This window comes from Bradyrhizobium sp. CCBAU 11361 (assembly GCF_028128935.1).
GTDB lineage: Bacteria > Pseudomonadota > Alphaproteobacteria > Rhizobiales > Xanthobacteraceae > Bradyrhizobium > Bradyrhizobium niftali.
In genome coordinates, this window is sequence record NZ_LBJZ01000001.1 from 25680 (window position 1) to 51547 (window position 25868).

Sequence of the window (25868 nt, forward strand, 5' to 3'; positions counted from 1 at the left end):
CCTGACCCGGTGGAATCTGCCTATTCGCTGCGTTCGATAAAGATCTCGACGCGCCGGTTCTTGGCGCGTCCCTCGGGTGTCGTGTTGCTGGCGATTGGCGCATCTGCTCCCTTGCCCTCGACGTCGACGCGCGAACCATCGGTCAAGCCAGGCTTCAGTGCCGCGGCAACCGCCTTGGCGCGCTCGACCGACAACTCGAAATTTGTCGGGAAGCGGACTGTGCGGATCGGCGAACTGTCGGTATGGCCAACGACTCGGATCCGTCCCGGCTCCTTGTCGAGGGTTGCTGCGACGCGGAGTGCGATCGGCTTGAAACCGTCGAGGATGGTCGCCTGGCCCGATGCAAACAAGGCCAGATCGCAGACCCTGATCACGATGAAACTGGGGGTCTGGTCCGCGGTCATGGCACAGGCTGTGTTCTCCTTCGCGAGCGCGTTGCGGATGCGTTGCAACTGGGTGATGCGATCCGGTGGCGGCGGAGGCGGAGGCGGCGGCGGTGGTGCAACGACCTGGCGCTTGAGCTCGATCGGGCCGGCCGGATGGAGCGCGAGCGCCACCTCGGCAGCGTTCTCTGCCCGGCCAGCGAGGAGCGTCCGCAGGACGAAATAGGACCCGGTCAGCAGCGCGGCGACGACGGCCGCCACGAGCCAGACCGGAACACGCAAACGCTGCCGGCGCCCAGCCAGCGCCTGCCCGCGCCAGTTGGGCGACAGGTCGCTCATCGTCTTCGGCCGGACCCGGCGCAGCAATTCATAGAGGTTGCGCTGGATCAGCTGCAGGTTTGCAAGTCCGCCCCCTGACGTCCGGTGAATGCCTTGAAAACCAAGAGCAAGGCAGGCGTGCTGAAGTTCGAGGACCGGATAGTTGACCAGTGGATCAACCTTCAAATGGTCGAGGATCTCAAAGAAACGGACGCCGCCGACACGCTCGCCGAAGAACCGGCTCAGCATCGAATATTGCGTCCAGACGTGGCGCTCCTCGGTTGGGATGTGCTGCACGATATCGTCGGCTGTGGCACACAGGATGTATTTCGCTGTGTTGGCCTGATGCTCGGAAATGCCCGCTGAACGGATGTCCTTCTCAAAGAATTTGATAGCGTCTGCGACCTGCTCCATCAGGCTCGCGAATGACGCGCGCATGAGCGCCACCCGCAACCGACCAAGGAGCTGCAGCAACGGGCCCGCAGCGCGCATCACTGGATTGGCATTTGGCGCGACGAGATCGTCGACGCGCAACGGCGGCCCTGGCGGCAACATGGGTTGCGGCACCTGGCCTTGCGCGGGTGTCGAGATCCATTCCTCGGTTGGATGGCTGGCCGGCGCGGAGGCGTAGTTCGGGCCCTGTGGAACGGGCGAAAAGGATGATGGTGGCGCTGGCGCGCCGGGAGAAGGTACGGGTGATGGCGAATAGGCCGGACGTGCTGCAGGCCCCTCACCCGGCGGAGGCTGAGAGGTCGGCGTCGGCGGCAACTTCCCGCCGGGGTTGGGACGGATGATCGTCCGTTCGCCCCGACCGAAAGGATTGACCGGCTTGTCCCTGTCGCTCATGGCCTGTCTTCCAGGATAGCCCAAAGGTACAGCTCAAGCTCCGGCCAGTCGCCGGAGAAGTGCATTCCGATCGAGGCCGCCGTGCTGAACTCGGGCCACAGCGGCGACTTGCGGTCGAGATAGAAATAGACGTGATCCGTAATGGCCCGGATATGCGGCGGCGGCGTCGGCAAATGCACCAAGGTCAGGCCCGGCAAGTTTGCGTGCACGATCTCGTTCATCTTGGTGTTCGGCCCGACCTTGAACAGGTGCGGGAAATCGTTCTGGATCTCCACGAGCGGCCGCCGTGCGGCAACTTCCAGCACCAGGGTCGCATTTCGGAACAGCGCTCGATCGCGGATCGGCGATACGAACGCATTCTGCGCGCGCTCGATGATCTCCAGACGGATCGCCCGCCGGCCCAGCCGCGCGCTCAAGAAGTCCTGGATGTCGCTCACCAATGGTGTGAAGACGTTCTCGAGATCGTCGTGATCGTACGCCGGATAGTTGCGCGCGCGCCGTTCCGCCGTGGAAAAAGTCGCAAGTTCACCCGCGAACCTCAGCAATTCCTCGTACAGGCGCTCGGGGTGCACGCTGCCGGAGCGTTGGAAATGAGTCAGCACGGGAATGGTACGGTTCAGCACTTGCAGGACCAGATAGTCGACGCTCTGCAACCCACCGCCGGATGACGGATCGACCGCGTAACGCGCCAGCTCGTCGAGTTTGGTCTCAACCCAGCCGATGATGCGGTTGAGCCAACCATCGATGATCGGATGCGCGGCGCAGACCAACATCGGCGGCACGAACTTGTCGTCGAACAGGATGTTCTTGTCGCGCACTTCCAGAATGCGCGCGATGCCGAGGCCCATGTATCCGGGCTTGCTGGTCTTGCGCAGTTCGAACGACAAGCGCGGATAAGCGATGTCGATCTCTTCCTCGATGCGCAGCGCCGAGGTCGAGTCAATGAAGGTTTCCGAAGTACGAACATAACGACTGGCGCTGTCGGTGCGGTCCTCGTCGACCTCGCGGGTGTTTGGTGCCGCGACAGGCATCATCAGCCAGACGATCTGGCCTGCGGCCGTCTCCGGCACATCGATCGCTTCGGGAATTGGGCTGTCCGCAGGGATATCGAACGGCGTACCGTCCGGCATGACGCCGGACGCATTGCGCACCGCGAACTTGCTTTGTTCGGTAAGATCCTTATCGATCTCCAGCTGGGCAAAGCCCCAGGGGTATGGTGTCGTGTAGCGAACGCGCTTTTCCAGCAAGTGTTCGATGTAGCGGTCGTTCTGCTGCAGATGATGCGGCCGCAGAAACAGACCTTCCGACCAGAAAACCTTGCTGTACCAAGACATTCCTACATCCACTTAGAAAATGTCGGCGACCGCATGGTCGCCGATAGCTTACTTTGAACCGGGCTTGTCGCCGCGGTCGTAATAGTCCGAGAAGTGCAACATGAAGGTTTCGATCGGCGCGCTGTTGTCGCGGCCAAGATGCGCCTTCCAGCGCGTCAAGAACTCGTCCCAGAGTTTGCCCTTGTTCGTGCCGAGCCAGGAGCTTGCGCCACGCTGAAGCTCGAGCTCGCGCGCCATCAGCGTCGGATCTATGTCCGCAATCAGCTCATGGACAGCGTGCTGCATCGCCATGTAGGTCTTCAACTGATGTGATTTGAGATCACTGAAGCCCTGTGCAAAGGCGCGCTGTGCGTCGAGGTAGCTACGCGTCGGCGGCCCAAAGAGAATGCGCATCGCCTCTTCCGCGGTCGGCGAGAATTTCAGCGGATTATTTTCGAGGGCTTGGACGGTGGTCTGGCTGGTGCTGCGGGTCAGCTGTTTGGCTTGGGTTCGCGCTTGCAGCAGCGCCATGAGATTGTCCACGGTCATGCGCAAGATGATGCCAAGCTGTTCGGCGAGTTCGGCGTCGGACTTGTTGGCAAAGAAATTGTCCGGCAATCCTGCAGCGCGCGCCACTAGTCGCGCGAACTCGGTACCGCCGGCTGGCTTGGCCGTGACAGGCCCCTCGCCTGCTGCTTGCGTCTGGTGCGATGTCGCAACCTCTTGGTGTGATGGCGATGCCGGCGGCTGTGCACCGGCTGGTTCATCATCGATCCACACCGACGGCCTGCGTGGGGTCGGCTTGACTGGGGGGCGCTCGACTTGCGGTTTCGGCGCGGTGACCGGACCCGCTGCCCAGTTCATGTCGTCGTCCTGCACGGACGGTTGGTACGGAGACGTCGGCGATGACGGTCGAAATGGGTCTACACCCGGCGCCGGGACGCTCGCCGCCCAATCCAGGAACCCCGGATTAACGGGCCGCGCAGCCTCGCGTGGCTTCTTCAAGAGGTTCGGATCGATCGGCGGCGGAACGTCACGATCGGCCGTCCAAAGCTCTCCGTAATCGGCATGCTGCTGGACCGAGGGTTCGTGCAGTTGCGCCTCATGGTTTGGGCTGCGCCCGCCAGCCTCATCCTCCAGCGAAACTCCGATGATGTAGTGGCCGATCGTCAGTCGGTCGCCGTCGCGCAAGCGGTGCGGCCCCCGCATGCGCTGGTCGGCACCATTGAGAAAGGTGCCGTTGGTCGAGACGTCGTGCAGCCAATAGCCGCCGTCGCGAAAGTGCACTTCGCAGTGCTTTCCGGAAATCGTCCGCGCCGGATCCGGCAGCGTCCAGTCGAGGTGACGATCCCGGCCAATATCGACCGAGCGCCTGCCGGTGACCGTAAACGACACAGGTCCGCCGTCCGGAAGGTTCGGTTCGTTCTCGATATTAAAGCGAAGCACCATCACATCGTCTCGTTAGCGCGGAGGGCGCGGTTCGCCGCGTGCCAATTGAATACCATCCTCCAGGCATGACGTCATTATCTGGTCCCGGGAGTCACGGGGGAGCTGGCAGAGGCCAATCAGCAGCGCTGCACGCACCGCCCGTGCGGCCTGATCTGGCTTGGCTTCCACGGGCGCAAATTCCGGGGGAACCACGCTTCCGCCGGACCAGCCAGCCGCCAGCGCCAGCCATGTCGCTGGCTGCTCAGGATCGTTGGCATTGCCGACGGCCAGCGCCTTGTTCCGGGACTGCTCGTCCGGTTGCCGGACCCAGGTCTCCACGACATTCAGCGACCTGCTGTCGTAGGCGTCGAAATGGTCGAACATCCGTCGCAGAGAGCGGCATCCCCAGGCGATCGCCACGCGCCTGGGAAGCAGATAGGCGCAGTAAGATACGGCCTGGTACCAGTTGCGGGCATCGGCGGCCTCCTGAAGGAAATCCAGCGAAGGCTTGTCGGCATCGGCTTTGCCGACATCATAACGCGCCAAGGGATAGGCTTGAAACAGATCCCGCACCGTGCCGAACCGAACCTGCCCCATGACCGTCAGCCGACAAGAGTTGGAGTGCCGTGCGCGACCAGCGGACCGCCGGCTGCAAGCGCCATGCCGGCCTGCGCTGTCATGGCGATCGTCGGCGCGTTGATTACGATGCCCGCCGGGCTCAGGATAATCTGGCTGGGACCAACCTGTAGGGTGATATTGGCATTGGCCGTGAGCGTGATGCTGATGCCCGCATTGACAGACTGGTCCATGGCCAGCGTGATGTGCTGACCGCCCAATTCGATATCGAGCTTATCATTGCCTTTCTTGAGCGTGGTTTTGCGGGTGTCACCGCCGAATGCAGCTTCGCCGATGGTCCGTGTCTCGGTGTCGCGGACCGTCACGTCGTGGTCCTTCTCAGCATGCACCGTGATCTTCTCGGATCCCTTCTTGTCCTCGAAGTTCCACTCGTTGAAGCCGCCACCACCTTTGGTGGAGTCGGACTTCAATCCTGCAACCGTCTTCTTCGACGGCAAATCATAGGGCAGCTTGTATTCGTCGTTGTACACGGTGCCGATCACCAGGGGCCGGTCCGGATCCCCCTCTAGGAATTCGACAACCACTTCCTGTCCGACGCGCGGGATGATCTGACCGCCCCAGCGCTTGCCAGACCAAACCTGAGCCACGCGCAACCGGCACGACCGCTTCTTCTTCCGATCCCAGAAAAAGCGGACATAGATTTCGCCCAGCGATTCAACGTCGATTTCCTCGTTCGAATTATCGTCTTTGGTCACCACCTTGGCCGTTTGGACGCCGTTGATCCTTGGCTTCGGCGTCATCATCAGCGCTCGAAACGGCCGATCGCTCGGCAGAAACTCATAGCTGCCGAAATAGACATGTTGCCCGGCGTCGCTGGGACCGCCTGTGCGGTAAGATTCAATCGAGAACGAGTGCGTGGCTCGCACCACGAGATATTCCACGTTCTGCGAGTCCTTGGAGTGCTTTTCGAGCTTCGTCAGCCCACCGGGGAACAGGTTGACCGCGTCACCATTGCCGCGACGCCGCCGGTCCATCGCCTGCTCCGCCTGGAGCTGGATCTTCGCGTAGCGCTCGCCGTCGGACTTTTCCTTGAACTTCCCGGGATAGTCGTAATACTCCATCTCCGACCGAGTGTAATGCTCGGAGCCCTTGGCATCGCTGATCAACTGAGCGTTTGGCTTCTGGTAGTTGTAGTCGTTGAGTTCGATCTTGCCCGTACGAAATCGGCGCTCCGACACCCATTCATAGATGTGCTGCTCGCCTCGACGATCGGCACCCGTCAGCGGGATGTAGGGAATCGTAGCAAGACCTTTGATCGGGCTGTGCGACGATTTGGAGTCCGCCAACACCAGCGTGTGTTTGCCGCCCTCATGCTTGAAGAAGTAGGAGATGCCGTGCTGCTCCATCAGCCGGCACACGAAATTCATGTCGGTCTCGCGGTACTGAACGCAATATTCGAGCTTCGGACAGGAACCCTCTTCGGTCAGTTTGGATTCATAGTCGGTGAAGCCACGTTCGTTGAATACCTCCTTGATGATGTCGGGCGCCTTCTTGTCCTGAAAGATCCGGCAATCAGTTGTCCGCGACAACAGCCATAACCAGGGCCTCAGCACGATCCGGTAGCTGAAATAGTCGTTCTTCACCCCGAGCCATTGGGCCTCCGTCAGAATGCCACTGAACTCGCGCTCCTTTTCATGCAGCTTTATGGTCAGCGTACACTGCTGACCGATGGCACGATCGAAGTCGAGGTCGGCATCCTCACTGAGACACTCGATGCGATACTCGAACAGTTCGCTGAGACCTTCCGAGCCTTCGAACCCGGCAAAAACCAGAACGTCCTTGCCAAGAGGCGTCTTGAGTTCGCAGAGGCGGGTATCCTGAGTAAGCTGGCCCATGTGGGCTTAAACTCCCTCCTTCGATCGAATGACCCGCTGCGAAGAGCTGATCAGACGTTATGCAAGAACCACAGAAATCCTACCCGCCACCGGCAGTGCCGGCAGGTCCGCCCCAGGGCTGGTCCGGACGTTCCACAACAGCGGTCCAAAGAACCGCCCCGGTCATCAAGTAGTCGGCTCCAAGAGCTTGCCGGTTCACGCGAAAATGGCATGATCTTCGGGAATGAACCAACACCAGCAGGCATCTGACCCATGGATATAGACTCGGATCATGGATCCCCCGCGATCCGGCAGTCGCCACGGGCTCGGCAGCGGGGCCGTGACCGAGCAGATGGACGATCGTCGTATGCTTGATGTCGCCTCCCTGACGCACCCCGTTGCCGCTGACGATCCCTGCGGGCCGGATCTCGACGCCATCGGAGACGTCCAGTATCTGAATTTCTTCGCAGGTGCGGAATCCCTACTGCCAATGTCGTTCTTCGAGGTCGTCAATGCCAATGGGGAGCGTGGACGCTTCGATCCAAAGGCAGTCGATTTTGCCGGCCAATTTGCCGCCGCACAGCCCCTTCTTGCTCGTACCCGCGATCTGCGCCTAAACCTGCTGCTGGCCAAGTTTTCAATTCTCAACCGCGATCTCGACGGCTTTCTCTGCTGCCTGAAGGCGACCAACCTGCTGCTGCGCGAGCAGTGGGAAGCGGTGCATCCGAGAGGCGAGGACGGCGACTACGCGCTTCGGGCTGTCACGGTCGAAGCAATCGACGTGTTTCCGACCGTGATCAACCCGCTCCAGTTCCTTCCCCTGATCGAGAACCGCAGACACGGCAACCTCAACTATCGTGCCTACCAAATCGCCCAGGGCGAAATTCCCGCCGGTGACGCCGACGCCGACGGGCTCGATCTCGCGACCATCGAGCGCATCGTCAGCGAGACGGATCTCGACACTCTCAAGACAGCCAGCGCGCGGTGCTCCGCGGTCGCGGCTGAAATCGCGGGCATCAAGGCGACCTGGCGTGAGAAGTTGAACTCGGGGCAACCGATCAGCCTCGACAGGCTCTCGGGCTTGGTTAACGGGATGGCTGCCTGGCTTGCGGGTCTTGTTGCGTTGCGGGATCCTACGGCAATCGCCGAAACTGCGGAAGATGTCGGTCCTGTCGATACACAGGTGCCGTCAGACACGATCGGGGTGGTGGCTTCATCCGCACAGGCATCTGCAGCGCTTGCAGCGGCAGCCGATTATTTCGCCCGAATGGAACCATCCAACCCGGCACTGTTGTTGGTGCGTCAAGCGCAGGAGATGGTCGGCAAATCATTCATTGAAGTGATGCGGATGCTGGTGCCGTCCCACGTGGAGAGCGCCGCGATCAACATCGGACGCGACAAGGTCTTCGACCTGCCGATCGAACGGATGGCCGAGCTAGCAACCTCGCTCTCATCGACGACCGATGACAGCGCTCAAGATATTGTGTTTTCAGTGGAAAATAGAGCACAGGCCTTGGGCTTGCTGACCAAGGTGGCGTCGTTTTTCCGAACCGCGGAGCCGTCCAGCCCCATCCCCCTTTTGGTCGATCGCGCGCGCGACCTCGCACAACGAGATTTCCTCAGCCTTTTGAATGATGTTCTTCCTGAGGGAGCCCTTAAAACAATCGACAGATCGCATTGAACCCAGCTTTCGCTCGAGGGCACTAACTGGACACAAGGATGTTTGCCGACCGCAGCAACTTGAAGCGCCCTAGCCACTCTGCGTCGCGCAAATTCGATGTCTTTTTCGATGTCTAATGCGATTTCGTAGTGAGGGAACCATGGCTACAGACAGCGGTCAAAAATTCATTCGGCGAAACCGCGCACCACGCGTGCACATCACATACGAAGATCCTTACGACGCCGAGCGGCTGATCGAACTGCCGTTCGTCATGGGCGTCCTCTCCGACCTCTCCGGCAATAACCCTGGCGTCGAGAAGACGAAGGTCGAGGAGCGCAAGTTCCTCGAGTTCGACATGGACAATTTCGACAACCGCATGGCGGCAATCCAGCCCGGCGTGACGGCGCGTGTCGCCAATCGCCTCAGCGATGGATCCGACGAAAAGATCTCGGTCAACCTGCGCTTCAACAAGATGGCAGACTTCACGCCGGTGGCCGTCGCCCGCCAGGTGCCGGCTACTGCCAAGCTGCTCGAGGCGCGCGAACAACTCGCCAACCTGCTGCGCTACATGGATGGCAAGGTGGCCGCCGAGGACCAGCTCAAAAAACTTCTCGCCGATCCTCAACTGATGGCGGCGCTTCGGGAACGCGCGACAAGCCAGTCGACCGAACCTGGCACCGAGAGCTAAGGAAGGAATGGGGACCATGGCAAAAGAAGCTGTTCACAAAGAGAGCACCACCCAGGTCAAGACCGTCGAAGCTGACGAGTTTGCCACTCTGCTGAAGCAAAGCTTCAAACCGCGCACTGAACGTGCAGCGACCGAAGTCGAAAACGCGGTATCCACGCTCGTTCAAGAGGCGTTGAAGGACACGAGCGTCATCAAGTCGGACGTCCTCGACACCATCGAGGAGATGATCGCGCGGATCGACCAGAAGCTGACCGCGCAAATGAACGAAATTCTTCACACACCTGAGTTCCAGGCAATCGAAAGTGCTTGGCGCGGCCTCCACTACCTCGTCTTCAATTCCGAGACCGACGCCAACCTCAAGATCCGGGTGATGAACGTCTCCAAGACCGAGTTGTATCGGAATCTGCGGCTTTACCCCGATGCGCGCTGGGACCAGAGTCCCCTGTTCAAGCAGATCTACGAGTATGAATTCGGCCAGCTGGGCGGCGAGCCGTTCGGCTGCCTGATCGGCGACTACTATTTCAGCCACCTCCCAACCGACGTACAGTTGCTCCGCGATCTCAGCAAGATCGCCGGCGCCGCGCACGCTCCCTTCTTCAGCGGCGCCGAGCCGACGCTGATGGGAATGGACTCTTGGACCGAGCTGTCCAACCCTCGCGACATCGGCAAGGTGTTCGACACGCCGGAATATGCCGCATGGAAGGGGCTGCGCGATCAGGACGACTCGCGCTATCTCGGCCTGTGCATGCCCCGTGCGCTCGGCCGCCTCCCCTACGGCGCGAAATCGGAGCCCGTGGAAGAGTTCGCCTTCGAAGAGGAGACGGACGGACACACCGGCGACAAATACGGCTGGATCAACGCCGCCTACGCAATGGCGGTCAACATCAACCGCGCCTTCAAGGAATTTGGCTGGTGCACGCGCATCCGCGGCGTGCAGTCCGGTGGCGAAGTCATCAACCTGCCGACGCACACATTCCCGACCGATGACGGCGGCGTCGACCTGAAATGCCCCACCGAGATCGCCATCAGTGATCGCCGCGAGCACGAACTTGCAAAGGCGGGCCTCATCCCGCTGATCCATCGCAAGAACACCGACAAGGCCGCCTTCATCGGCGCCCAGTCACTCTACAAGCCGAAGAAGTACTTCGGCGAAAAGGGCGTGGATGCCACCGCGTCCGACAACTTGTCGTCACGACTACCTTACATGTTCGCAGTGTCCCGCTTTGCCCACTATCTGAAGTGCATGGTTCGCGACAAGATCGGATCCATGAAGGAGAAGGATGAGCTGACGATCTGGCTGCAAACCTGGATCAACGAATACGTTGATGCCAACCCAGCCCTCTCGTCAGAAGCTCAGAAAGCGCGCAAGCCGCTGGCCGCTGCGAAGGTTGAAGTCATCGCAAACGAGGAGAACCCGGGATATTACAACGCGCGCTTCTTTCTTCGTCCACACTTTCAATTGGAGGCGATGGACGTCGGCCTCAGTCTGGTTTCACGCCTGCCCGGCCCCGGTTCCTGACGCCGCGACATCGCAACCGTAAACATGCAGAAATTTGAGAGGACTACGCTATGGCTGTCGACATCTTCTTGAAGCTCGATCCGATCAAGGGCGAGTCGCTGGACGACAAGCACAAGGACGAAATCGATATTTTGAGCTGGTCTTTCGGCGAGAGCCAGTCAGGCACTTTCCACAGCGGTTCGGGCGGCGGCGCCGGCAAGGTCAGCGTCCAGGATCTCCACTTTACACACTTCGTCGACAAGGCCACGCCGGAGCTTTTCAAGGTCTGCGCGAACGGCAAGCACATTGATACGGCGATCCTCACGGTCCGCAAAGCGGGTGAAAATCCGCTGGAGTATCTCAAGATCGAGATGAAGCACATCCTAGTCACCAGCGTATCGACGGGCGGATCACACGGTGAAGATCGCCTCACCGAAAACGTGAGTCTGAACTTTGCGAAGGTCAAGATGACCTACAAGACCCAGACGGAAAAAGGCGGCGCTGGAGCTGCACCGGTGTTTGGCTGGGACGTTCCCGCCAACAAGGAATGGGCCTGATTGTCGGCCCTACCTGGCGCCGGTTGCGATAAGCGCGAACCGGCGCCAGGCGACGCAATTGCGGTCGTACGTCTTTGTGGGCCCGACCGCCTGTCGAGGCGACATCATCTTGGAGACAAGCTGATGCGCCGCGGAATAGAATAGCGAGTCGGGCGGCCATCTTGGGGACCGTAAATGACTATTGCTCCAAAGAGGGACCGGCTTTCTCCTCCATTGATGCTGGCCTTTCGCTCGGCTCATGAAGCACGCGATGCGCGCAAGAAGCTCAATCTGCGCGATGAGTTCGGTGAGCGGATCATTGCCGGGCGGCGCAGCGCAGGCCGCTTTCCGATCTCGGAAACGTTGTTGCGGCGGGAGGTCTCCCATGACCTTGAAACGCTCCTCAATACCATTGCTCTGGAATCGACCTTGGATCTGAGCGGGCGGGATAGCGTTCGAACCTCGATCCTGAACTACGGCTTCCCCGATATCGCCCACCGTTCGATCGACGAGGTCACGGACGACGAACTCACCGACGCCCTGCGCGAGACTCTGACGACGTACGAGCCAAGACTCGATCGCAAGACGATCCGGGTCCGTCGCGACGGCTCGGTCGGTCCTGAGCAGCTGAAGCTGCGCTTCATCGTTCACGCCGACCTCAAGGCTGAGCCGCTCAACGTCCCCGTGGAATTTGTCGCCGACGTCGACCTCGACAGCGGCGACATCCAAATCAATCGACTTTAGCATGAATCGCGAATTCCTCGATTTCTACAATCGTGAACTGTCATTGCTCTACGAGCAGGCGGGAGATTTCGCCGAAGAATATCCTGGCATCGCAGAGCGCCTCGGCGGCCTCATCCGGGACCGCTCGGACCCGATGATCACCGGACTGTTGGAAGGCGCCGCGTTTCTTGCCGCCCGCGTTCAGCTCAAGCTCAAGCACGAATTCCCGGAATTCACTGCAAACCTGCTTGAGCAGCTGGTACCGAACTATCTTGCGCCCACACCGTCGGCGATGCTCGTCACGGCACGGCCACCCTACGCCGACCCGGCGCTGCGCGACGGCAAGAAGATTGTACGCGGCGCCTATTTCGACGCGACCTACCGCGAGAGAGAACGAAGTCTTTCCTGCCGATTTCGACTTTGCCGCGACATCGTGCTCTGGCCGTTCGACGTCACCAGCGCAGAGTATTTCTCGACAGCGGGCACTCTGCAGGCGCTCGGGATCCCGGTCGGTGGCGACGTCATCGCGGGGCTGAAGCTGTCGCTGACCCATCGCACCGCAGCCCGGCTCGACGAGGAACTACCGGATGCAGAGGCCCGAGCCAAGCCGGAAACCTGGTTCGCAGGCTGCCGCGTGAGCGAACTTCCGATCTATCTCTCAGGCGCGGAATCCGACGCCATCGCGCTCTACGAGCAATTGATCTCGAACTGCACGGGAGTCTACTTCCGGCATCTCGACGACTTCGGCGATCCGGTGGTGACTCGTGCGCCCCATGATTGCGTGCAGCAAATTGGCTTCGACGAAACCGAGTCTCTGTTTCCTAACGACAATCGGATCTTTCGCGGCTCGGAGCTGCTGCGAGAATATTTCATGTTTCCACGCAAGTTCCTCGGCATAAACTTGACGGGACTACGCAGCGTGATGTCGCGACTGCGCAGCAAATCGATCGATATTGTCTTCGCTTTCGATGAACACAATTCGCGGCTGGCCGCCTCGGTGCGCCCCGAGACCTTCAGGCTCTATACTGCACCGGCGATCAATCTGTTCGAGAAAACGAGCGATCGCATTCCCGTCAAGTCGAATACTTACGAGTACCATGTGGTGCCAGATCGCAGCCGCTATCTGGAATACGAACCGCATCAGGTGCTCGAGGTCTACGCGCACCTGCCGGCAGAGAAGGATAAACGGCCCGTGCGCCCGCTATATTCGGCCGCCGTCGACCGGACCAGCGGATCGGTCGACGGGCTTTATTTTACCGTCCGCCGCTTACCTCGGCGCCGCACAGTGGAAGAGAAGACATACGGTTCTTCCTCCGACTACACCGGAACGGACATGTTCCTCTCACTGCTCGAGCCTGGTGAATTGAGCGGCCAAGGCTCCGTCGCCGAACTGAGCGTCCGGGCTCTCTGCTCCAATCGCCATCTCACCGAGCACCTACCGGTCGGCCAAGGCGGCGCGGACTTTCGTCTGCTTGACGATACCTCCCTCGATCTGATGTGCGTCGCAGGTCCCACGCCACCACGCGAGCCGGTGATCGCCCAACTGCGCAGCCGCAGCGAAATCGCCAACATTGGGATTGTCAGCTGGCGGCTGATCAATATGCTCAGCCTCAACTATCTTGGCCTCGTCGAGCGCGGTGGCGGCAAGAACGCCGGAGCGCTGCGCGAGATGCTATCCTTGTTCGCCGATCAGTTCGACGACGCTACGGAGCGCAAGATCCGCGGCGTGCGCAGCATAGAAAGCCGACCTGTCGTGCGGCGCGTGCGCGAGCGCACGGGTAGCGGCGCAGCACGGGGCCTGGAGATTACCGTTACGCTCGACGAGAAGGCATTTGAGGGCAGCGGCGTGTTTTTGCTCGGGGCAGTGCTGGAGCGCTTCTTCGCCGACTATTCGGGCTTCAACACCTTCACTCAGACGGTCATCTCGACGCCGGAGCGCGGCGAGATCATGCGGTGGCCACCGCGCATGGGCACGCGGAGGCCGCTATGACGCTGATCGACCAGATGAAGGCCGAGCCCTGGCGCTTCGATTTCTTCCATACGTTACGCCAGTTCGAGCGCGCCAACCCGGATCGACCGCGGATCGGCGACAGTGCCGCGCGTCGCGACGAATATGTCGACCTCGGCCAGGTGCCTTATCTGGAGTTCCCCGCCTCGAACCTCGCGGCGGTGGACGACCAGGGTGGCCGGCTCAGGATACTCGTCAAATTTCTCGGCCTCCTGGGCCCGCAGGGCGCCCTGCCCCTTGCCACCACCGATGAAAGCCTCAGCTGGTGGCTGATGCGGGATGACGCTTTCCCCCGCTTTCTCGACCTCCTTAACGGACGCTTCCTGCAACTCTTCTTTCGTGCCTGGGCCGACGCGCGCCCGATCGCGCAGCATGACCGCCCGGCGGACGATCGCTTCATTGCCTATGTCGGCTCATTCGCCGGCTTGGGCTCCGATGTTTTCGCCGATCGCGATGCGGTTCCGGACATGGCGAAGCTCAGCTTCGCTGGACTGGTCGCGCCCAGGGCGAAGTGTGCATCACGGTTGACGCGGTTCCTGCAAGGACTGTTCGACGTCAAGGTCGAGATCGACGAATTCGTCGGCACCTGGCTCTCATTCGACCCAAGTCACTGCAGCCGGCTCGGCGGAACGCATGCGAGGCTCGGCCAGGACGCCCTTCTCGGCTCGCGTGTGTTCAGTGTCGAGGACAAGATCAGAGTTCGAGTGTTTGTCAAAACTTTTGCCCAGTACGAGCAGTTCCTGCCGACGGAAACGCCCAACCTGTCGGAACCATTGGCCGACGCTGTTTTCTTCTATGTTGGCGACGAATTGGAATGGGAGGTGGAGCTCGCCATTCCTGCGGGAGAGGTCGTACCGGTCAGGCTGGGACAGAGTGGACGACTTGGATGGACCACCTGGGTCTCGCCGAACTGGACTTCAACGGAAGAATATCGCCGCGATGCCCGCTTTCAGCTCGGTGAGCGATTGGGAGCCCGCCGGAGCGCCGCAGCCAATGCCGCGGCGATTTGAACCTATCCATCGCGCTGATCGCCTAATGCTATGGAATTTGAAGCGATTTCCGCATGATGGCAAGCATCCGCGGAGGAATTGAGCAGGAGGAGCCGCCGTGACCGACATCAGCATTGAAGCTGTAACGGGCAAGCTGAACCGGGCCGGCTATGATGCCTTCATACAGGCCCTGCGCCATGCAAAGAGCGCCGGCAATCGCAATGTTGAGCTTGCGCACTGGCTGTTTCATATCCTGCAGCAGGAGCGCAACGATCTCAGCCTCTCGGTCGATCACTACAAGCTCGACCGGGCGCGCTTGTTGTCGGACCTTGCCGGCGTGATCAACGGCTTTCGTAAGAACGAAACCGACATGCCGGGCGTCGCCAATTCGGTCATCGATCTGCTCGATCGGGGCTGGCATTATGCCACGCTCTTCTTCGGCGAGACCCAGATCCGCACCGGTCATCTGCTCGTGGCGGGCCTGAAATCGAACGATATTCGTCGCACGCTGAACAACCTCTCGCAGGAATTCGCCAAGGTCAACGTCGACGCATTGGCTGCGGAGCGCCGCGCCGTCTGGGCCGGCTCCGACGAGGAGACCATGCGGCCGATGGACGGTGCGGGCCTGGTCGGCGCCGGCACTGAAGGCGCGGACCACGCGGGTCCCAAGGGGACGACGCCACTCGACCGGTTCTCCCAGGATCTCACCGCCAAGGCCAAATCGGGCGAGATGGATCCGATCCTTGGCCGGGACGAAGAAATCCGCCAACTGATCGACGTGTTGATGCGTCGGCGGCAGAACAATCCAATCCTCACCGGCGAAGCTGGCGTCGGCAAGACCGCAGTTGTTGAGGGCTTCGCGCAGCGTATCGCCGCCGGCGACGTGCCGCCACCGCTCCGCGGTGTAAGGCTTTGTGCGCTCGACATCGGCCTGATGCAGGCCGGTGCCTCCATGAAGGGTGAGTTTGAGCAGCGCCTGCGGTCGGTGATCGACGAGGTCCAGAGCTCACCCACCCCCATCATCCTGTTCATCGATGAAGCCCACACACTGATCGGCGCCGGCGGCGCGGCCGGCACCGGTGATGCGGCCAATCTCCTGAAACCACCCCTCGCCCGTGGCACGCTGCGCACGATCGCCGCCACCACGTGGGCAGAATATCGCCAGTATATCGAGAAAGATCCCGCGCTGACACGACGCTTCCAGCCGATCCAGATCGATGAACCGGACGTGGAGACCTGCTGTATCATGCTGCGCGGACTTCTCGGTCCGATGGAAAAGCACCACGGCGTTCGTATCTCGGATGCAGCGATCGTCGCAGCGGTCAACCTGTCCCACCGCTACATTCCTTCACGGCAGTTGCCGGACAAGGCGGTCAGCCTGCTTGACACCGCCTCGGCACGCGTGGCCATCAGCCAGAGCGCGACGCCGGCCCTGATCGAGGATGCACGCGTTGCGATTGCCGCTCATGAAGCTGAGAGATCAGCGCTCGTCAGCGACGGCGATCTTGGGATTGAGGAGAGCGACCGCATCACGGCGATCGACAACGACATCGCGGCACTGAAGGACAAGCTGACAAACCTCGAATCCGATTGGGCCACAGAGCAGGAGCTCGTCAAGGACATCCGGAGCATTCGGGAGATCCTGTCAGAGCCCAAGGAAGGCGAAGATCCGGCCGTCAGCCGCGCGGAGCTGCGCGCCAAGTTCGACACACTTGAGAGCATCAATCCGGAAAAGCGGATGGTCTATGCCCATGTGGACCAGCAGTCGGTGGCGTCCGTTGTCTCTGATTGGACTGGCATCCCGGTCGGCCGGATGATGCGCGACGAGATCGAAACCGTGCTGAAGCTACCGGAGATCCTCAACCGCCGCGTCGTTGGACAGTCCCATGGGCTGACGATGATCGCCAAGCGAATTGAGACCAGCCGCGCCAAGCTTGACAACCCGTCGAAACCGATCGGCGTGTTCATGCTGGCTGGTCCGTCCGGAGTGGGCAAGACCGAAACCGCCCTGGCGCTTGCCGAGACTCTTTACGGTGGCGAGCAGAACATGATCACGATTAACATGTCGGAGTTCCAGGAGGCGCACACCGTCTCGACCTTGAAGGGAGCGCCTCCCGGCTATGTGGGCTATGGAGAAGGTGGACGCCTCACCGAGGCTGTTCGGCGCAAGCCCTATAGCGTCATTCTGCTCGACGAGGTGGAGAAAGCTCATCCCGACGTCCACGAGATCTTCTTTCAGGTGTTCGACAAGGGAACCATGGAGGACGGCAACGGGCGGCGGATCGACTTCAAGAACACGTTGATCATCCTGACCACCAACGTCGGCACCGATCTGATCATGGGCCTCTCGCGAGATCCAAGGTATCGCAGCGAGCCGGAAGAGCTCGCCAAGATGCTGAGGCCGGAATTGCTGAAGGTGTTTCCTGCAGCGCTGCTCGGACGCATCGTCTCGATACCGTACTTCCCGCTATCCGACGAAATGCTCGCCGGGATCGCTCGGTTGCAGCTCGACCGGATCGGACGACGCCTCCGTGACAACCATAACGCGGCCTTCAGCTACGATGACGCCGTCGTGGAGCACATTGTGTCACGTTGCAACGACCCGGACTCCGGCGGGCGAATGATTGACAACATCATCACCAACACCCTGCTCCCGGAGCTGTCGCGCGAATTCCTCAGCAAGACGCTTGCCAAGGAGGAAGTCAAGCAAGCGCGGGTCTCGATCGAGAACGACAAGTTCGCATATTCGTGGAATTGAGGACGATGAACATTCAAACCGAGCATCGCCACCCGAGCACCGGTCCAACGCCTTACGACGAGGTCTACTACCCTGGCCACGTCTACGGGCTCACTCATCCGAACCATCTCGCTACCATTGCTGCCGTCTACGGCATGCAGGCGGCTCCGGTCGAGCGTTGCCGGGTGCTCGAGCTTGGCTGCGGCGTTGGCGGCAACCTGTTGCCGATGGCCTTTCAATATCCAAACAGCGAATTCGTCGGTGTCGACCTGAGCGGCGTGACGATCGAGCGCGGCCAGCGAAATATCGCCACATTGGGCCTGAGCAATATCAAGCTCCTCCATTGCGACATCATGAACGTCGACGCGAGCTTCGGGCAGTTCGACTACATCATAGCGCACGGCGTGTATTCCTGGGTGCCGCCGGCGGTGCGCGAGAAGATGATGATGATCTTCAAGCAGAACCTGGCTCCGCGCGGGGTCTGCTATGTGAGCTACAACGCGCACCCGTTCTCGCATCTTCGCGACATGGTCCGCGACATGATGCGGTATCACACCCGCCGTCTCACCGACATGAAGGAGAAGGTCGGACAGGCCCGCGCGATCTTGAAGTTCCTGAGCGAGGGCTCGAAGGCCAACTCGGTGCACGGCGCAGTTATGCGCGACCAGTACAACCGCGTCCTCAAGTCCCCCGACGAACTTTTATTTCACGACGATCTCGATGATGGTGCCGAGGCATTTCTCCTGCATGAGGTCGCCGAAGACGCAAACCGCCATGGCCTGCAATATCTGGGCGACGCTGATTTCTCACGACGCTATCTTGCCGGCTATTCCGAGGAGGTTCGCGCAACGCTGCAGCGCTTCCCGGAAAGCGAGTTCATGGCGCGCGATCAATATCAGGACTTCATCGACGGCAACGGCTTTCGGCGCACCTTGCTCTGCCACGACAGCATTTCGCTATCCCGCCAGATCGACCTAGATTTCGTCACCAGGTTCCATTTGCTGAGCACGACCAACCCGGTTGACCCCGGCGCCTGCGTGACCGACGATTCCGCGATGGAGTTCGAGAACCAGGACGGCAGCAGGGTCACGGCAACCAATCCGCTCTTGAAGGCTGCGTATCTATGTCTCGGCCGGGCCTGGCCGCGCGCATTATCATTTGGCGAGCTGCTCGATGGCGCCCGCGCGCTGCTGGGCGGCCGCCACGCGGATGATGCCGAAAAGGTGCTGACGGAGGCAATGTTCATCCTGGCTTGCAGCGGCGAGGTTTCGTTCCTGCTCTCGCGCCCATTTCTGTTGAAGGAAGCTTCCGACCATCCGCAGGCGAGCCTGCTCGCACGAAGACAAGCGCAAACAGGTCCGCTCGTCACCAACCTCCTCCACCAGACGGTACAGTTGGAGGACGATCGGACCAGGGATTTCCTGCAATTGCTCGACGGTGCGCGGACTATCGATCAGATCACGGCCGAAATGACCGAAAGATTCGGCCCGACCATCCAGGTAGACCAGAAGGATAGTGCCGGGAAGCCCGCCGATCCGTTGTTGCTGTCAACGCGAGAAAGCGTTCAACGCTCGCTTGCGATGGTCGGCAAGCTGGGCCTGCTGGTCGCATGACGCGCTCAAGTGCGTCGGCTCCGTTGGCGATGAACGGCAGGAGTTGGAAGCTCCTGCCATTTCCTGAAACGGATGCGGCCCCGGCACTCTAGCCGTCGTGGGTATATTGCTGGCCGAGGAGCCATCCCGTGAGAATACCGCCTGGTCCGCTCGTATAGACCGGATCAAAGCCAACACCTGCGCGCAGCATCCTCCATTCATGCTCGCCGACCCAGGGAATCCCGGGATCGCCCTTCTGATACTGGGACAGGAGCGTTCGGGCGACCTCTGCGGCATTGGCGTAGATCGGTCCGTTGGCCCAGCGAGGGCGGGGCAGGCCTGTCATGCGGCAATAGAGCGCCGTGCAGACGTACGCAGACGCCTCTTCCGCATTGGCATCAAGGCCGGTACGCAACAAATCATATGCCGCATGCAGGCTTTCGTGGACGATATAGGCCTCGTCCAGCCGCCCCGTCGCCGACACGACCTCCAGCGTGTTCGCCGCAACCGCTGTGCCGTCCGCCCTGGTCCTCGCGACATCGTTGTATTGCGCAGCAACGCCTGCCGCGAGATCCGTCGGAGGTCTGACGGTGACCTGCCCCAACCGGATAGCGCGGGCGACGTGATGGAACGTTTGCGGCGCAATCGTCACATGGCTGCCGCGGATCGGAAACCGGAACCGCATGCGTGCGACCGCCGGGCCATTGAGTACGTCTAACACCCTGCTCCGCAGTGACATTTGATCGTCCTCGTTGTTCACACTACCCCACGGATGGTGGTCGCAGTTTCCGATCGGCAGGTTCAAACAGTCACTGCGCTGGCGCGACAGGAATTCGAATGACCTGGGCCGGGCGGCAGCGTGATCGAACGAGCCGGCATTGAACCCGAGCCCGTTCGGGTGAGACCAATCTGAGGGGAGGATTGGCTCGGAGGGCGTTCCATGACGACGACTGATCCGACGACGACCGACACTTACCGGAAGATCGCGGCGCGACTGACCATGCTTCGGCCGCAGATCGATTTGAAGAATTACTTTGCCGGCCCCAACCCGGATGTGCGCCTTTATGACGAGAAGCCCTACATCCGACACCAACTCGAGAAGTATGGTGTTGCTGCCGCGACGACCACGCTCGACGGCGTCACCTTCCTGCCCAAGGACTGGGAAGAGCTGATCAAGAAGCTGCGCATTGCCAAGACGACCGACGGATTCGACGCCTTCGCCGAAGGGCAAAGCCCGGAGAAAGCGTCGCATTGGGCCCTCGATCTGTCGATGGCGGCAACGATCGGCAAGGGGTTTCGGGAGATCTGGCGCCCAAAGCTGTCGGACAGGCCGCTCTCAACGCGGGATCTCCCGGGCCGCCACGGCTTCGGGCTCGGGCGCGACCGCGGACAATGGAGCGACGCCTACAGCTCGCAATTCGGCAAGGACCCGCAGCCCCAGGACATCACCTCGCTGCATTTCGCCGTAGCGCCTGATCGGGTGAACGTGCACATCGACGAAACGGGCTTCGTGTTCGAGGGTGTGGACGGTGCGCTTACGGTCGGGCCGAACTTCGTGCATCACGCCGGCAATGAACTGTTCTGGAAGAGCAACAAGCATATACCGCAATGGGCCGCAGAGCACATCGATCTGATCCTGCCGAACAGCGCGAACGACTTTTCGCGCCTGGGCATTTCGGTCGACATGTACCAACGCAAAGACTTGCGCGTTACGGTCACCGGCTCCTGCGGAATTTTCGGCGGCTTCGAGTGCTCGGGAACGGTGAGCATCAGCGGAACGCATGATCTGCTTGGTTCGAAGTCAAAAGGCCGGCGCTAAAGCGGACATTGCTCGTTCGACATTGCTCCGTGTCTACGCCTCCAAGCTACGAATGAGGCTCCTCGATTTGCCACTGCCAGTTCGTGGCCCGAATGAATGGAACTATCGAACCGCCTCGAGATAGCGGCGACCAGGATATTGGTGGCGAGAACGCGCAGTTCCGCAGGAACCAGCAGGGGAGGTCTCACATTGCCGAACCAGGAAAGGCCCTTGAAGCCTGTCGTCGAAAGCTATGTACCGCCAGCAGGAATCCGGCATGCGGTGACGGCAGGCGAGACCTGGATATCCCTCGCCAAGCGGATCGGCATCGACCCCTGGGACCTCATCGAGTTCAATTTTCCGGGCATCAAGCTCGTCAAACAGCGCGATTTCCAACAAGCGACACGGCAGGTGAACTGGTACCTGGCCGAGTATGTAGGCTGCCGCGCGATGTCGCCCGACCGCCAGAATTTTGCGTTCTCTTCCGGTACGACCGGCGGGAAAGGTGGATGGCGAGGGGGATTCATCTATCTGCCGCCAGGTACGCCGCCTCCCCCGCCGATTGCGCCCACTCCACCGGTTGCGCCCACCCCAGCGGCTCCGACCCCGCCGGACTGTGAAGGAAGCCGACCCGACTTCGCGCGCGTGCTGGACGTCAGCGAACGGGATTTCGCGCGCAACGTCTTCGGCCCGACGTTGCCGCCGTGGGAGACAATCGCGATTACCAATGGCCTGGGAGCAGGCGGAAGACCGTGGACGAACGATGGACCGTTCTTTAGAGGAAGCAATCCCATGGTGCCGAGCATGCGGTATGCCATCAATCTTGGCAATGTCGCGTTCAGTAACCTGGCATCGCCTAGCCCCACCTTCGGCCTCTTGTGCGACAACTTCGGTCGCATTTGCGACCTCTTCGTGCACGAAATGACCCACGTGTGGCAGGCGTTCAACGATTCAAACTGGACGATGGCGCGCTCCTTCTGGGCGCAGACGGTCGGTGCCGGCTACGACTACACGCCCGGGGATAGCTGGGACTCATACAACGTCGAACAACAGGCGCACATCGTCGAAGATTGGCACAAGTACAAGATCAGTTCTCCGATGCTTGCCGAAGAACGGTATCCGTATGTCCGGCTCGTGATCCGCTCTGGACGCCTCACTTTTCCTCGCGGGCTGGATCTGGTGGCATTGAAAAAGGACCTTCAAGATCTGCGCGCAAGGCACCTGGACTAGAATCCGCTGCAAAGGAGTGGTCGGGATTCTACTTAATGATGCACCAACACGCCGACCGACATTCTCTGACGGTTGCGACCTGACAGGTAGGCCCTGAGGGTAGTTCCCAGCGATTAGCTTTTGCGTGGCGCGGCCTCAATCCGTCGTTGCAGCGCTGGAATCGCGTGCCGTCACCTCGGCCGACGACGATCGGCAGTGATTGCGCAAGAATGGAAGCGAAAGAGCGGTAGAGGTTGGTGCAGTGAACTGCTCGCGGGCATCGCGACGACAACGTCGAGCCCAGGGACTGACAACACCGGCAACAATTGGAACGGTGTTCAGCCTGTTTGTCAGAATGACATCGGAAAATCCGCGCTAAGCCGTTGAAATTGTTCTGGAACGGGTGAAGGGAATCGAACCCTCGTATTCAGTGTCTTCAAGATTGAGCGTCTTCAAGATTGAGCGAATTCGGCAAATGGGCGTCAAGGAAATCGCACTAATTTGGAGTGGCTGCCGTGCTGTTCGCGTCGAAGTCGGCGTGGACGCCGCCGAAGCCCGCTGCGCGATCTTGCGGACCCCGGCGGTGTGAAAGCGACGGGTCTTCGCCTGCAGCAAAACCACTTCGTCACGAAGCCGATATCAGGCTCCCCACCGCAGAGCCGCGGTATGCACCGGGGCATCCCACAATTTTGCGGCGTCGTTATCGAGTACAGATACGGTGATCGAGACGCCGGCCATGTCTAGCGATGTGACGTAGGGACCGGTCAGGAAACGCGTTGCCGCTATTCCTGCGCGATCCAAGATCCGCTTGGCGGCATTGACCATCAGATAGAGCTCGATCAAAGGCGTCGCGCCGAACCCATTGACGAGAAGCAGCACTTCGCTGCCTCTGCTGGGCCCAAGATCCTTCAGAACTGCCTCGACCAGCTCAGCGGCGATCGCATCCGCGGAAGCCAACGGCACCCTGCGACGGCCAGGTTCACCGTGAATGCCGACGCCCATCTCCATCTCATCGTCGGCCAAAGCAAAATTTGGCCGTCCGGCCGCTGGCACGGTACATGGCAGCAGTGCGACCCCCATCGATCGCGTACGCCGATTGACGTCGTCACCGAGCGTCTTGAGCGCGGCAAGGGGCATACCCGTCTCGGCCGCGGCGCCGATCATTTTTTCCACGATCAACGTTCCAGCGACACCGCGACGACCGGTCGTGTAGGTCGACTTTTCGACCGCCACGTCGTCGTTCGTCACCACGCTTGCGACTTCTCGGCCGGCCATCTCGGCTGCCATGGTGAAATTCATCACGTCGCCTTCGTAGTTCTTGACGATGAACAGCACGCCTGCGCCGGTATCAACGGCCTCCGCGGCCTCGATCATCTGGTCAGGTGTCGGCGAGGTGAAGACCTGGCCGGGGCAAGCCGCGTCAAGCATGCCGAGGCCGACAAAGCCCGCGTGCAGCGGCTCATGCCCCGAACCGCCTCCCGAAATCAGCGCGACCTTGCCTGGCTTCAGAGTCCGACGACGCACAAATTTGCGCTCGGGGCCAAGCACAAGCAGATCCGCGTGCGCTGCGGCTAGACCGTCAAGGCTTTCTTCGAGCACCGTATCTGCGCTGTTGATCAGCTTTTTCATGAGCGTTCTCCCAGTCCGGTCCAAAGTTCAATTCAATGGCTAACCGACGCTTTCTGCAAAGCGCGCGAGCTGCGCGGCGAAATCCACGATGAGCTGCTCGAGCGCACGATTCTTCTTGTCGTCGCCAAGTTCAGGAACGGTCACCGTAATGACACGCGTGCGCGCTTCGCGGTGGGGTGCGCGCAGTCTTCCGGGGTGCGCGCGGCCATACGCATCGAGAAATGCCGCACGCTCGGCGCTGGACGGATGGCAGACGTCGAAGATGACCGTGACATGCTTCGCCGGGATCGGCACCAGATAAGCCGGATTCGTGATTTGACTCACGAAAGAGCGATTCTTGCCCAGCGCCGCCGCAAGCTTCAGGCGCGTCCCCGAGGGCCGATTGTCGAGTACCTTTCGCAGGATTATCTTGTATTCTGCGACATTCTTGTCACCGGGCGTGTCCTTGCCGACATCGTCCTTCATGAACTCACCTTTGCGATTGCGGCCTTGAGCCGTGCGACGGCAATCGGCGACACCGAGAGAGTTGTCAATCCGGTCGCGAGCAGCGCCGCCGTCAGGTGGGTGTTGGCCGCGGCGTCGCCACAGAGCGAAACCTCGACTCCACGCTTTAGCCCGGCCTCGACGGTCGCGGCTATCAGTGCCAGCACGGCTGGATTGCTGGTGTCATTAAGGTCAGCGACTGCGCCGATGTCGCGCGCCGCCGCCATCGTGTACTGGGTTAGATCGTTCGAACCGATGGAATAGAATGCAGCGCCAAAATCCGCTGCACAGAGCGCCGCCGCTGGAACCTCGACCATAATGCCGAGCGGCGGGCGAGCGCAGGCAACTCCTTTCGCTTGGAGGGCTGTGAACTCCGCGTCAAGTATTTCGTTCGCGCGGTCCAATTCCGACGGGACCGCAACCATGGGCAACATCACTTTCAGGGTGCCATGGACAGCCGCACGGCAGAGCGCGCGGAGCTGCATGCGAAACACCTCCGGCCGCGCGAGCGAGAGGCGGATACCGCGGAGGCCGAGAAACGGATTGCTCTCACCTTCGACCGTCAAACCGGGAACCTGCTTGTCTCCGCCTGCATCCAAGGTCCGGATCGTCACCGGCTTATCTTGAGCCCAGACGAGAATGTCTCGATAGACCCTGTATTGCGTTTCCTCGTCCGGCAGGCCGTGAGCCGCCTCGAACAGGAATTCCGTGCGTACAAGGCCGATGCCGTCGCAAATTGCGGGATCAAGGTTTGCAAGGTCTTCAGGCCCGGCGACATTGAGCAGAACCGTTATCCGCCGACCATTGGCGACGAAGGCAGGCGCAAGGCTGGTCGCCTCGGCGACAGCCAGCTCGGCCTTCGCAGCCGCCATACGCAGCTCAAAGAGACGGATGGTCTCCGGCTCCGGATCGAAGATGACCCTTCCGGCGTCGCCGTCTACCAGCGCCAAGACCGGCGGCTGTCCGTGCCACGCCAACGGACCTAATCCAACGACCATCGGCGCCCCCCGCGCGCGCGCCAACATCGCGACATGCGAGGAAGGTGAGCCACTGGCCAGCGCGATCGCGCCGCCCTGCGACCAGTCAGTCGCAAGAAAGGTCGAAGGCGTGATATCTTCGGCCGCAACAATCGAACCGCCCGCGATTCCGGCGACAGCCTCCACACCGCCCAGATGCGCAAGCACGCGATCGCGGATGTCAACGATATCAACGGCGCGGGCACGGAAATATTCATCTTCAGCCGCGCGATAGCCGGCGATCTCTAGGTCGAGTGCCCGGCGCCAGGCATGGTCGGCAGTGATCCCGATCGCGATAAGTTCATATGCCGTGTCTGTTAGTGCATCGTCTTCCAACATGGCGGCCTGGAACTCCAGAATGTCTGCCGCCTCACTCTGAATCGTCTTGATCTGCTCGGCGAGTTCCGCCCTCGCCCCCTCAATCGCCGACCGCAGCGCTGCAGCCTCCTGCTCCGGATCCTCGCTCGCCATTCGCCCGGCCACGGCCGCAGTCAGCACGGCGACCGGCCCGAACGCGAGGCCCGGCGATGCGGCACGGCCGATAAGTTGGATCTCTGCCACTGC

At 60.9% G+C, this 25868-nt stretch carries 20 protein-coding genes; 11 read left to right on the plus strand and 9 right to left on the minus strand.

The genetic code is table 11. The features are described 5' to 3' along the window. Window positions 1-20: 20 nt before the first annotated feature. Genes tssL through XI08_RS00105 form a run of 5 tightly spaced genes read right to left on the minus strand, consistent with a single transcriptional unit; the run spans window position 21 to window position 6759 of the window. Entirely contained in the window at window positions 21-1547 is a 1527-nt protein-coding gene (gene tssL / locus XI08_RS00085) for a type VI secretion system protein TssL, long form (RefSeq protein WP_271572838.1), read from the minus strand. Then, a complete protein-coding gene (gene tssK, locus XI08_RS00090) occupies window positions 1544-2881 on the minus strand; it encodes a type VI secretion system baseplate subunit TssK (RefSeq protein WP_027548748.1) in 1338 nt (445 codons plus the stop codon). Before tssK ends, tssL begins: the two co-directional genes overlap by 4 nt. 48 nt (window positions 2882-2929) lie before the next feature. After that, complete coding sequence (gene tagH / locus XI08_RS00095; RefSeq protein ID WP_271572839.1) at window positions 2930-4309, minus strand: type VI secretion system-associated FHA domain protein TagH; 1380 nt, start codon at window positions 4307-4309, stop codon at window positions 2930-2932. A 12-nt stretch (window positions 4310-4321) separates the two neighbouring features. Next, complete coding sequence (locus XI08_RS00100; protein ID WP_271572840.1) at window positions 4322-4885, minus strand: DUF6931 family protein; 564 nt, start codon at window positions 4883-4885, stop codon at window positions 4322-4324. Between the two features lie 5 nt (window positions 4886-4890). Further along, window positions 4891-6759 carry a type VI secretion system Vgr family protein gene (locus XI08_RS00105; RefSeq protein WP_027548751.1) on the minus strand — a complete coding sequence of 623 codons (1869 nt, stop codon included), beginning with the start codon at window positions 6757-6759 and terminating at the stop codon, window positions 4891-4893. Window positions 6760-7105: 346 nt separating this feature from the next. Here XI08_RS00105 and XI08_RS00110 point away from each other — a divergent pair, with 346 nt between their 5' ends. The 9 genes from XI08_RS00110 (at window position 7106) to XI08_RS00150 (ending at window position 19190) form a co-directional block, all read left to right on the plus strand. After that, a complete protein-coding gene (locus tag XI08_RS00110) occupies window positions 7106-8419 on the plus strand; it encodes a type VI secretion system protein TssA (RefSeq protein WP_271573068.1) in 1314 nt (437 codons plus the stop codon). A gap of 139 nt (window positions 8420-8558) precedes the next feature. After that, complete coding sequence (gene tssB, locus XI08_RS00115) at window positions 8559-9086, plus strand: type VI secretion system contractile sheath small subunit (RefSeq protein WP_027548753.1); 528 nt, start codon at window positions 8559-8561, stop codon at window positions 9084-9086. Window positions 9087-9102: 16 nt separating this feature from the next. Next, complete coding sequence (gene tssC / locus XI08_RS00120; RefSeq protein ID WP_027548754.1) at window positions 9103-10605, plus strand: type VI secretion system contractile sheath large subunit; 1503 nt, start codon at window positions 9103-9105, stop codon at window positions 10603-10605. A gap of 50 nt (window positions 10606-10655) precedes the next feature. After that, on the plus strand, window positions 10656-11141 hold the full coding sequence (locus XI08_RS00125; RefSeq protein WP_011086373.1) for an Hcp family type VI secretion system effector: 486 nt from the start codon (window positions 10656-10658) through the stop codon (window positions 11139-11141). Window positions 11142-11315: 174 nt separating this feature from the next. Further along, window positions 11316-11864: a type VI secretion system baseplate subunit TssE gene (gene tssE / locus XI08_RS00130; protein ID WP_135172897.1), complete on the plus strand. Its 549-nt coding sequence runs from the start codon at window positions 11316-11318 to the stop codon at window positions 11862-11864. 1 nt (window position 11865) lies between these two features. Next, the gene (gene tssF, locus XI08_RS00135; protein WP_271572841.1) at window positions 11866-13833 is read left to right on the plus strand and encodes a type VI secretion system baseplate subunit TssF; all 1968 of its coding nucleotides are present in this window, start codon (window positions 11866-11868) and stop codon (window positions 13831-13833) included. After that, on the plus strand, window positions 13797-14861 hold the full coding sequence (gene tssG / locus XI08_RS00140) for a type VI secretion system baseplate subunit TssG (RefSeq protein WP_271572842.1): 1065 nt from the start codon (window positions 13797-13799) through the stop codon (window positions 14859-14861). The genes tssF and tssG overlap by 37 nt, the downstream gene beginning before the upstream one ends. A gap of 97 nt (window positions 14862-14958) precedes the next feature. Then, on the plus strand, window positions 14959-17598 hold the full coding sequence (gene tssH / locus XI08_RS00145) for a type VI secretion system ATPase TssH (RefSeq protein ID WP_271572843.1): 2640 nt from the start codon (window positions 14959-14961) through the stop codon (window positions 17596-17598). 5 nt (window positions 17599-17603) lie between these two features. Continuing rightward, on the plus strand, window positions 17604-19190 hold the full coding sequence (locus XI08_RS00150; protein WP_271572844.1) for a class I SAM-dependent methyltransferase: 1587 nt from the start codon (window positions 17604-17606) through the stop codon (window positions 19188-19190). 88 nt (window positions 19191-19278) lie between these two features. On the opposite strand, the gene XI08_RS00155 is transcribed toward XI08_RS00150, so the two are convergent. Beyond that, window positions 19279-19974, minus strand: a complete 696-nt coding sequence (locus XI08_RS00155) for a hypothetical protein (protein ID WP_271572845.1) — start codon at window positions 19972-19974, stop codon at window positions 19279-19281. Between the two features lie 135 nt (window positions 19975-20109). Here XI08_RS00155 and XI08_RS00160 point away from each other — a divergent pair, with 135 nt between their 5' ends. Then, a complete protein-coding gene (locus XI08_RS00160) occupies window positions 20110-20988 on the plus strand; it encodes a hypothetical protein (protein ID WP_027548761.1) in 879 nt (292 codons plus the stop codon). Between the two features lie 210 nt (window positions 20989-21198). Beyond that, window positions 21199-22197, plus strand: coding sequence for a hypothetical protein (locus XI08_RS00165; protein WP_245284425.1), 999 nt, complete (start codon window positions 21199-21201; stop codon window positions 22195-22197). 618 nt (window positions 22198-22815) lie between these two features. Here XI08_RS00165 and dhaK read toward each other — a convergent pair. From dhaK to ptsP, 3 genes are read right to left on the minus strand one after another with little or no spacing between them, the layout of a single operon-like run. Beyond that, window positions 22816-23805, minus strand: a complete 990-nt coding sequence (dhaK, locus tag XI08_RS00170) for a dihydroxyacetone kinase subunit DhaK (RefSeq protein ID WP_271572846.1) — start codon at window positions 23803-23805, stop codon at window positions 22816-22818. Window positions 23806-23844: 39 nt separating this feature from the next. After that, window positions 23845-24270 carry a hypothetical protein gene (locus tag XI08_RS00175; protein WP_027548764.1) on the minus strand — a complete coding sequence of 142 codons (426 nt, stop codon included), beginning with the start codon at window positions 24268-24270 and terminating at the stop codon, window positions 23845-23847. Further along, entirely contained in the window at window positions 24267-25865 is a 1599-nt protein-coding gene (ptsP, locus tag XI08_RS00180; protein ID WP_271572847.1) for a phosphoenolpyruvate--protein phosphotransferase, read from the minus strand. Before ptsP ends, XI08_RS00175 begins: the two co-directional genes overlap by 4 nt. Window positions 25866-25868 lie beyond the last annotated feature (3 nt).

What these genes read in the sequence shown, in the direction of transcription:
- tssB (WP_027548753.1), top strand. Translation starts at nt 8,559, where the DNA reads ATGGCTACAGACAGCGGTCAAAAATTCATTCGGCGAAACCGCGCACCA.
- XI08_RS00160 (WP_027548761.1), top strand. Translation starts at nt 20,110, where the DNA reads ATGACGACGACTGATCCGACGACGACCGACACTTACCGGAAGATCGCG.
- XI08_RS00125 (WP_011086373.1), top strand. Translation starts at nt 10,656, where the DNA reads ATGGCTGTCGACATCTTCTTGAAGCTCGATCCGATCAAGGGCGAGTCG.
- tssE (WP_135172897.1), top strand. Translation starts at nt 11,316, where the DNA reads ATGACTATTGCTCCAAAGAGGGACCGGCTTTCTCCTCCATTGATGCTG.
- tssL (WP_271572838.1), bottom strand. Translation starts at nt 1,547, where the DNA reads ATGAGCGACAGGGACAAGCCGGTCAATCCTTTCGGTCGGGGCGAACGG.
- tagH (WP_271572839.1), bottom strand. Translation starts at nt 4,309, where the DNA reads ATGGTGCTTCGCTTTAATATCGAGAACGAACCGAACCTTCCGGACGGC.
- XI08_RS00105 (WP_027548751.1), bottom strand. Translation starts at nt 6,759, where the DNA reads ATGGGCCAGCTTACTCAGGATACCCGCCTCTGCGAACTCAAGACGCCT.
- XI08_RS00175 (WP_027548764.1), bottom strand. Translation starts at nt 24,270, where the DNA reads ATGAAGGACGATGTCGGCAAGGACACGCCCGGTGACAAGAATGTCGCA.
- dhaK (WP_271572846.1), bottom strand. Translation starts at nt 23,805, where the DNA reads ATGAAAAAGCTGATCAACAGCGCAGATACGGTGCTCGAAGAAAGCCTT.
- XI08_RS00150 (WP_271572844.1), top strand. Translation starts at nt 17,604, where the DNA reads ATGAACATTCAAACCGAGCATCGCCACCCGAGCACCGGTCCAACGCCT.
- tssK (WP_027548748.1), bottom strand. Translation starts at nt 2,881, where the DNA reads ATGTCTTGGTACAGCAAGGTTTTCTGGTCGGAAGGTCTGTTTCTGCGG.
- tssC (WP_027548754.1), top strand. Translation starts at nt 9,103, where the DNA reads ATGGCAAAAGAAGCTGTTCACAAAGAGAGCACCACCCAGGTCAAGACC.
- tssF (WP_271572841.1), top strand. Translation starts at nt 11,866, where the DNA reads ATGAATCGCGAATTCCTCGATTTCTACAATCGTGAACTGTCATTGCTC.
- XI08_RS00100 (WP_271572840.1), bottom strand. Translation starts at nt 4,885, where the DNA reads ATGGGGCAGGTTCGGTTCGGCACGGTGCGGGATCTGTTTCAAGCCTAT.
- XI08_RS00110 (WP_271573068.1), top strand. Translation starts at nt 7,106, where the DNA reads ATGCTTGATGTCGCCTCCCTGACGCACCCCGTTGCCGCTGACGATCCC.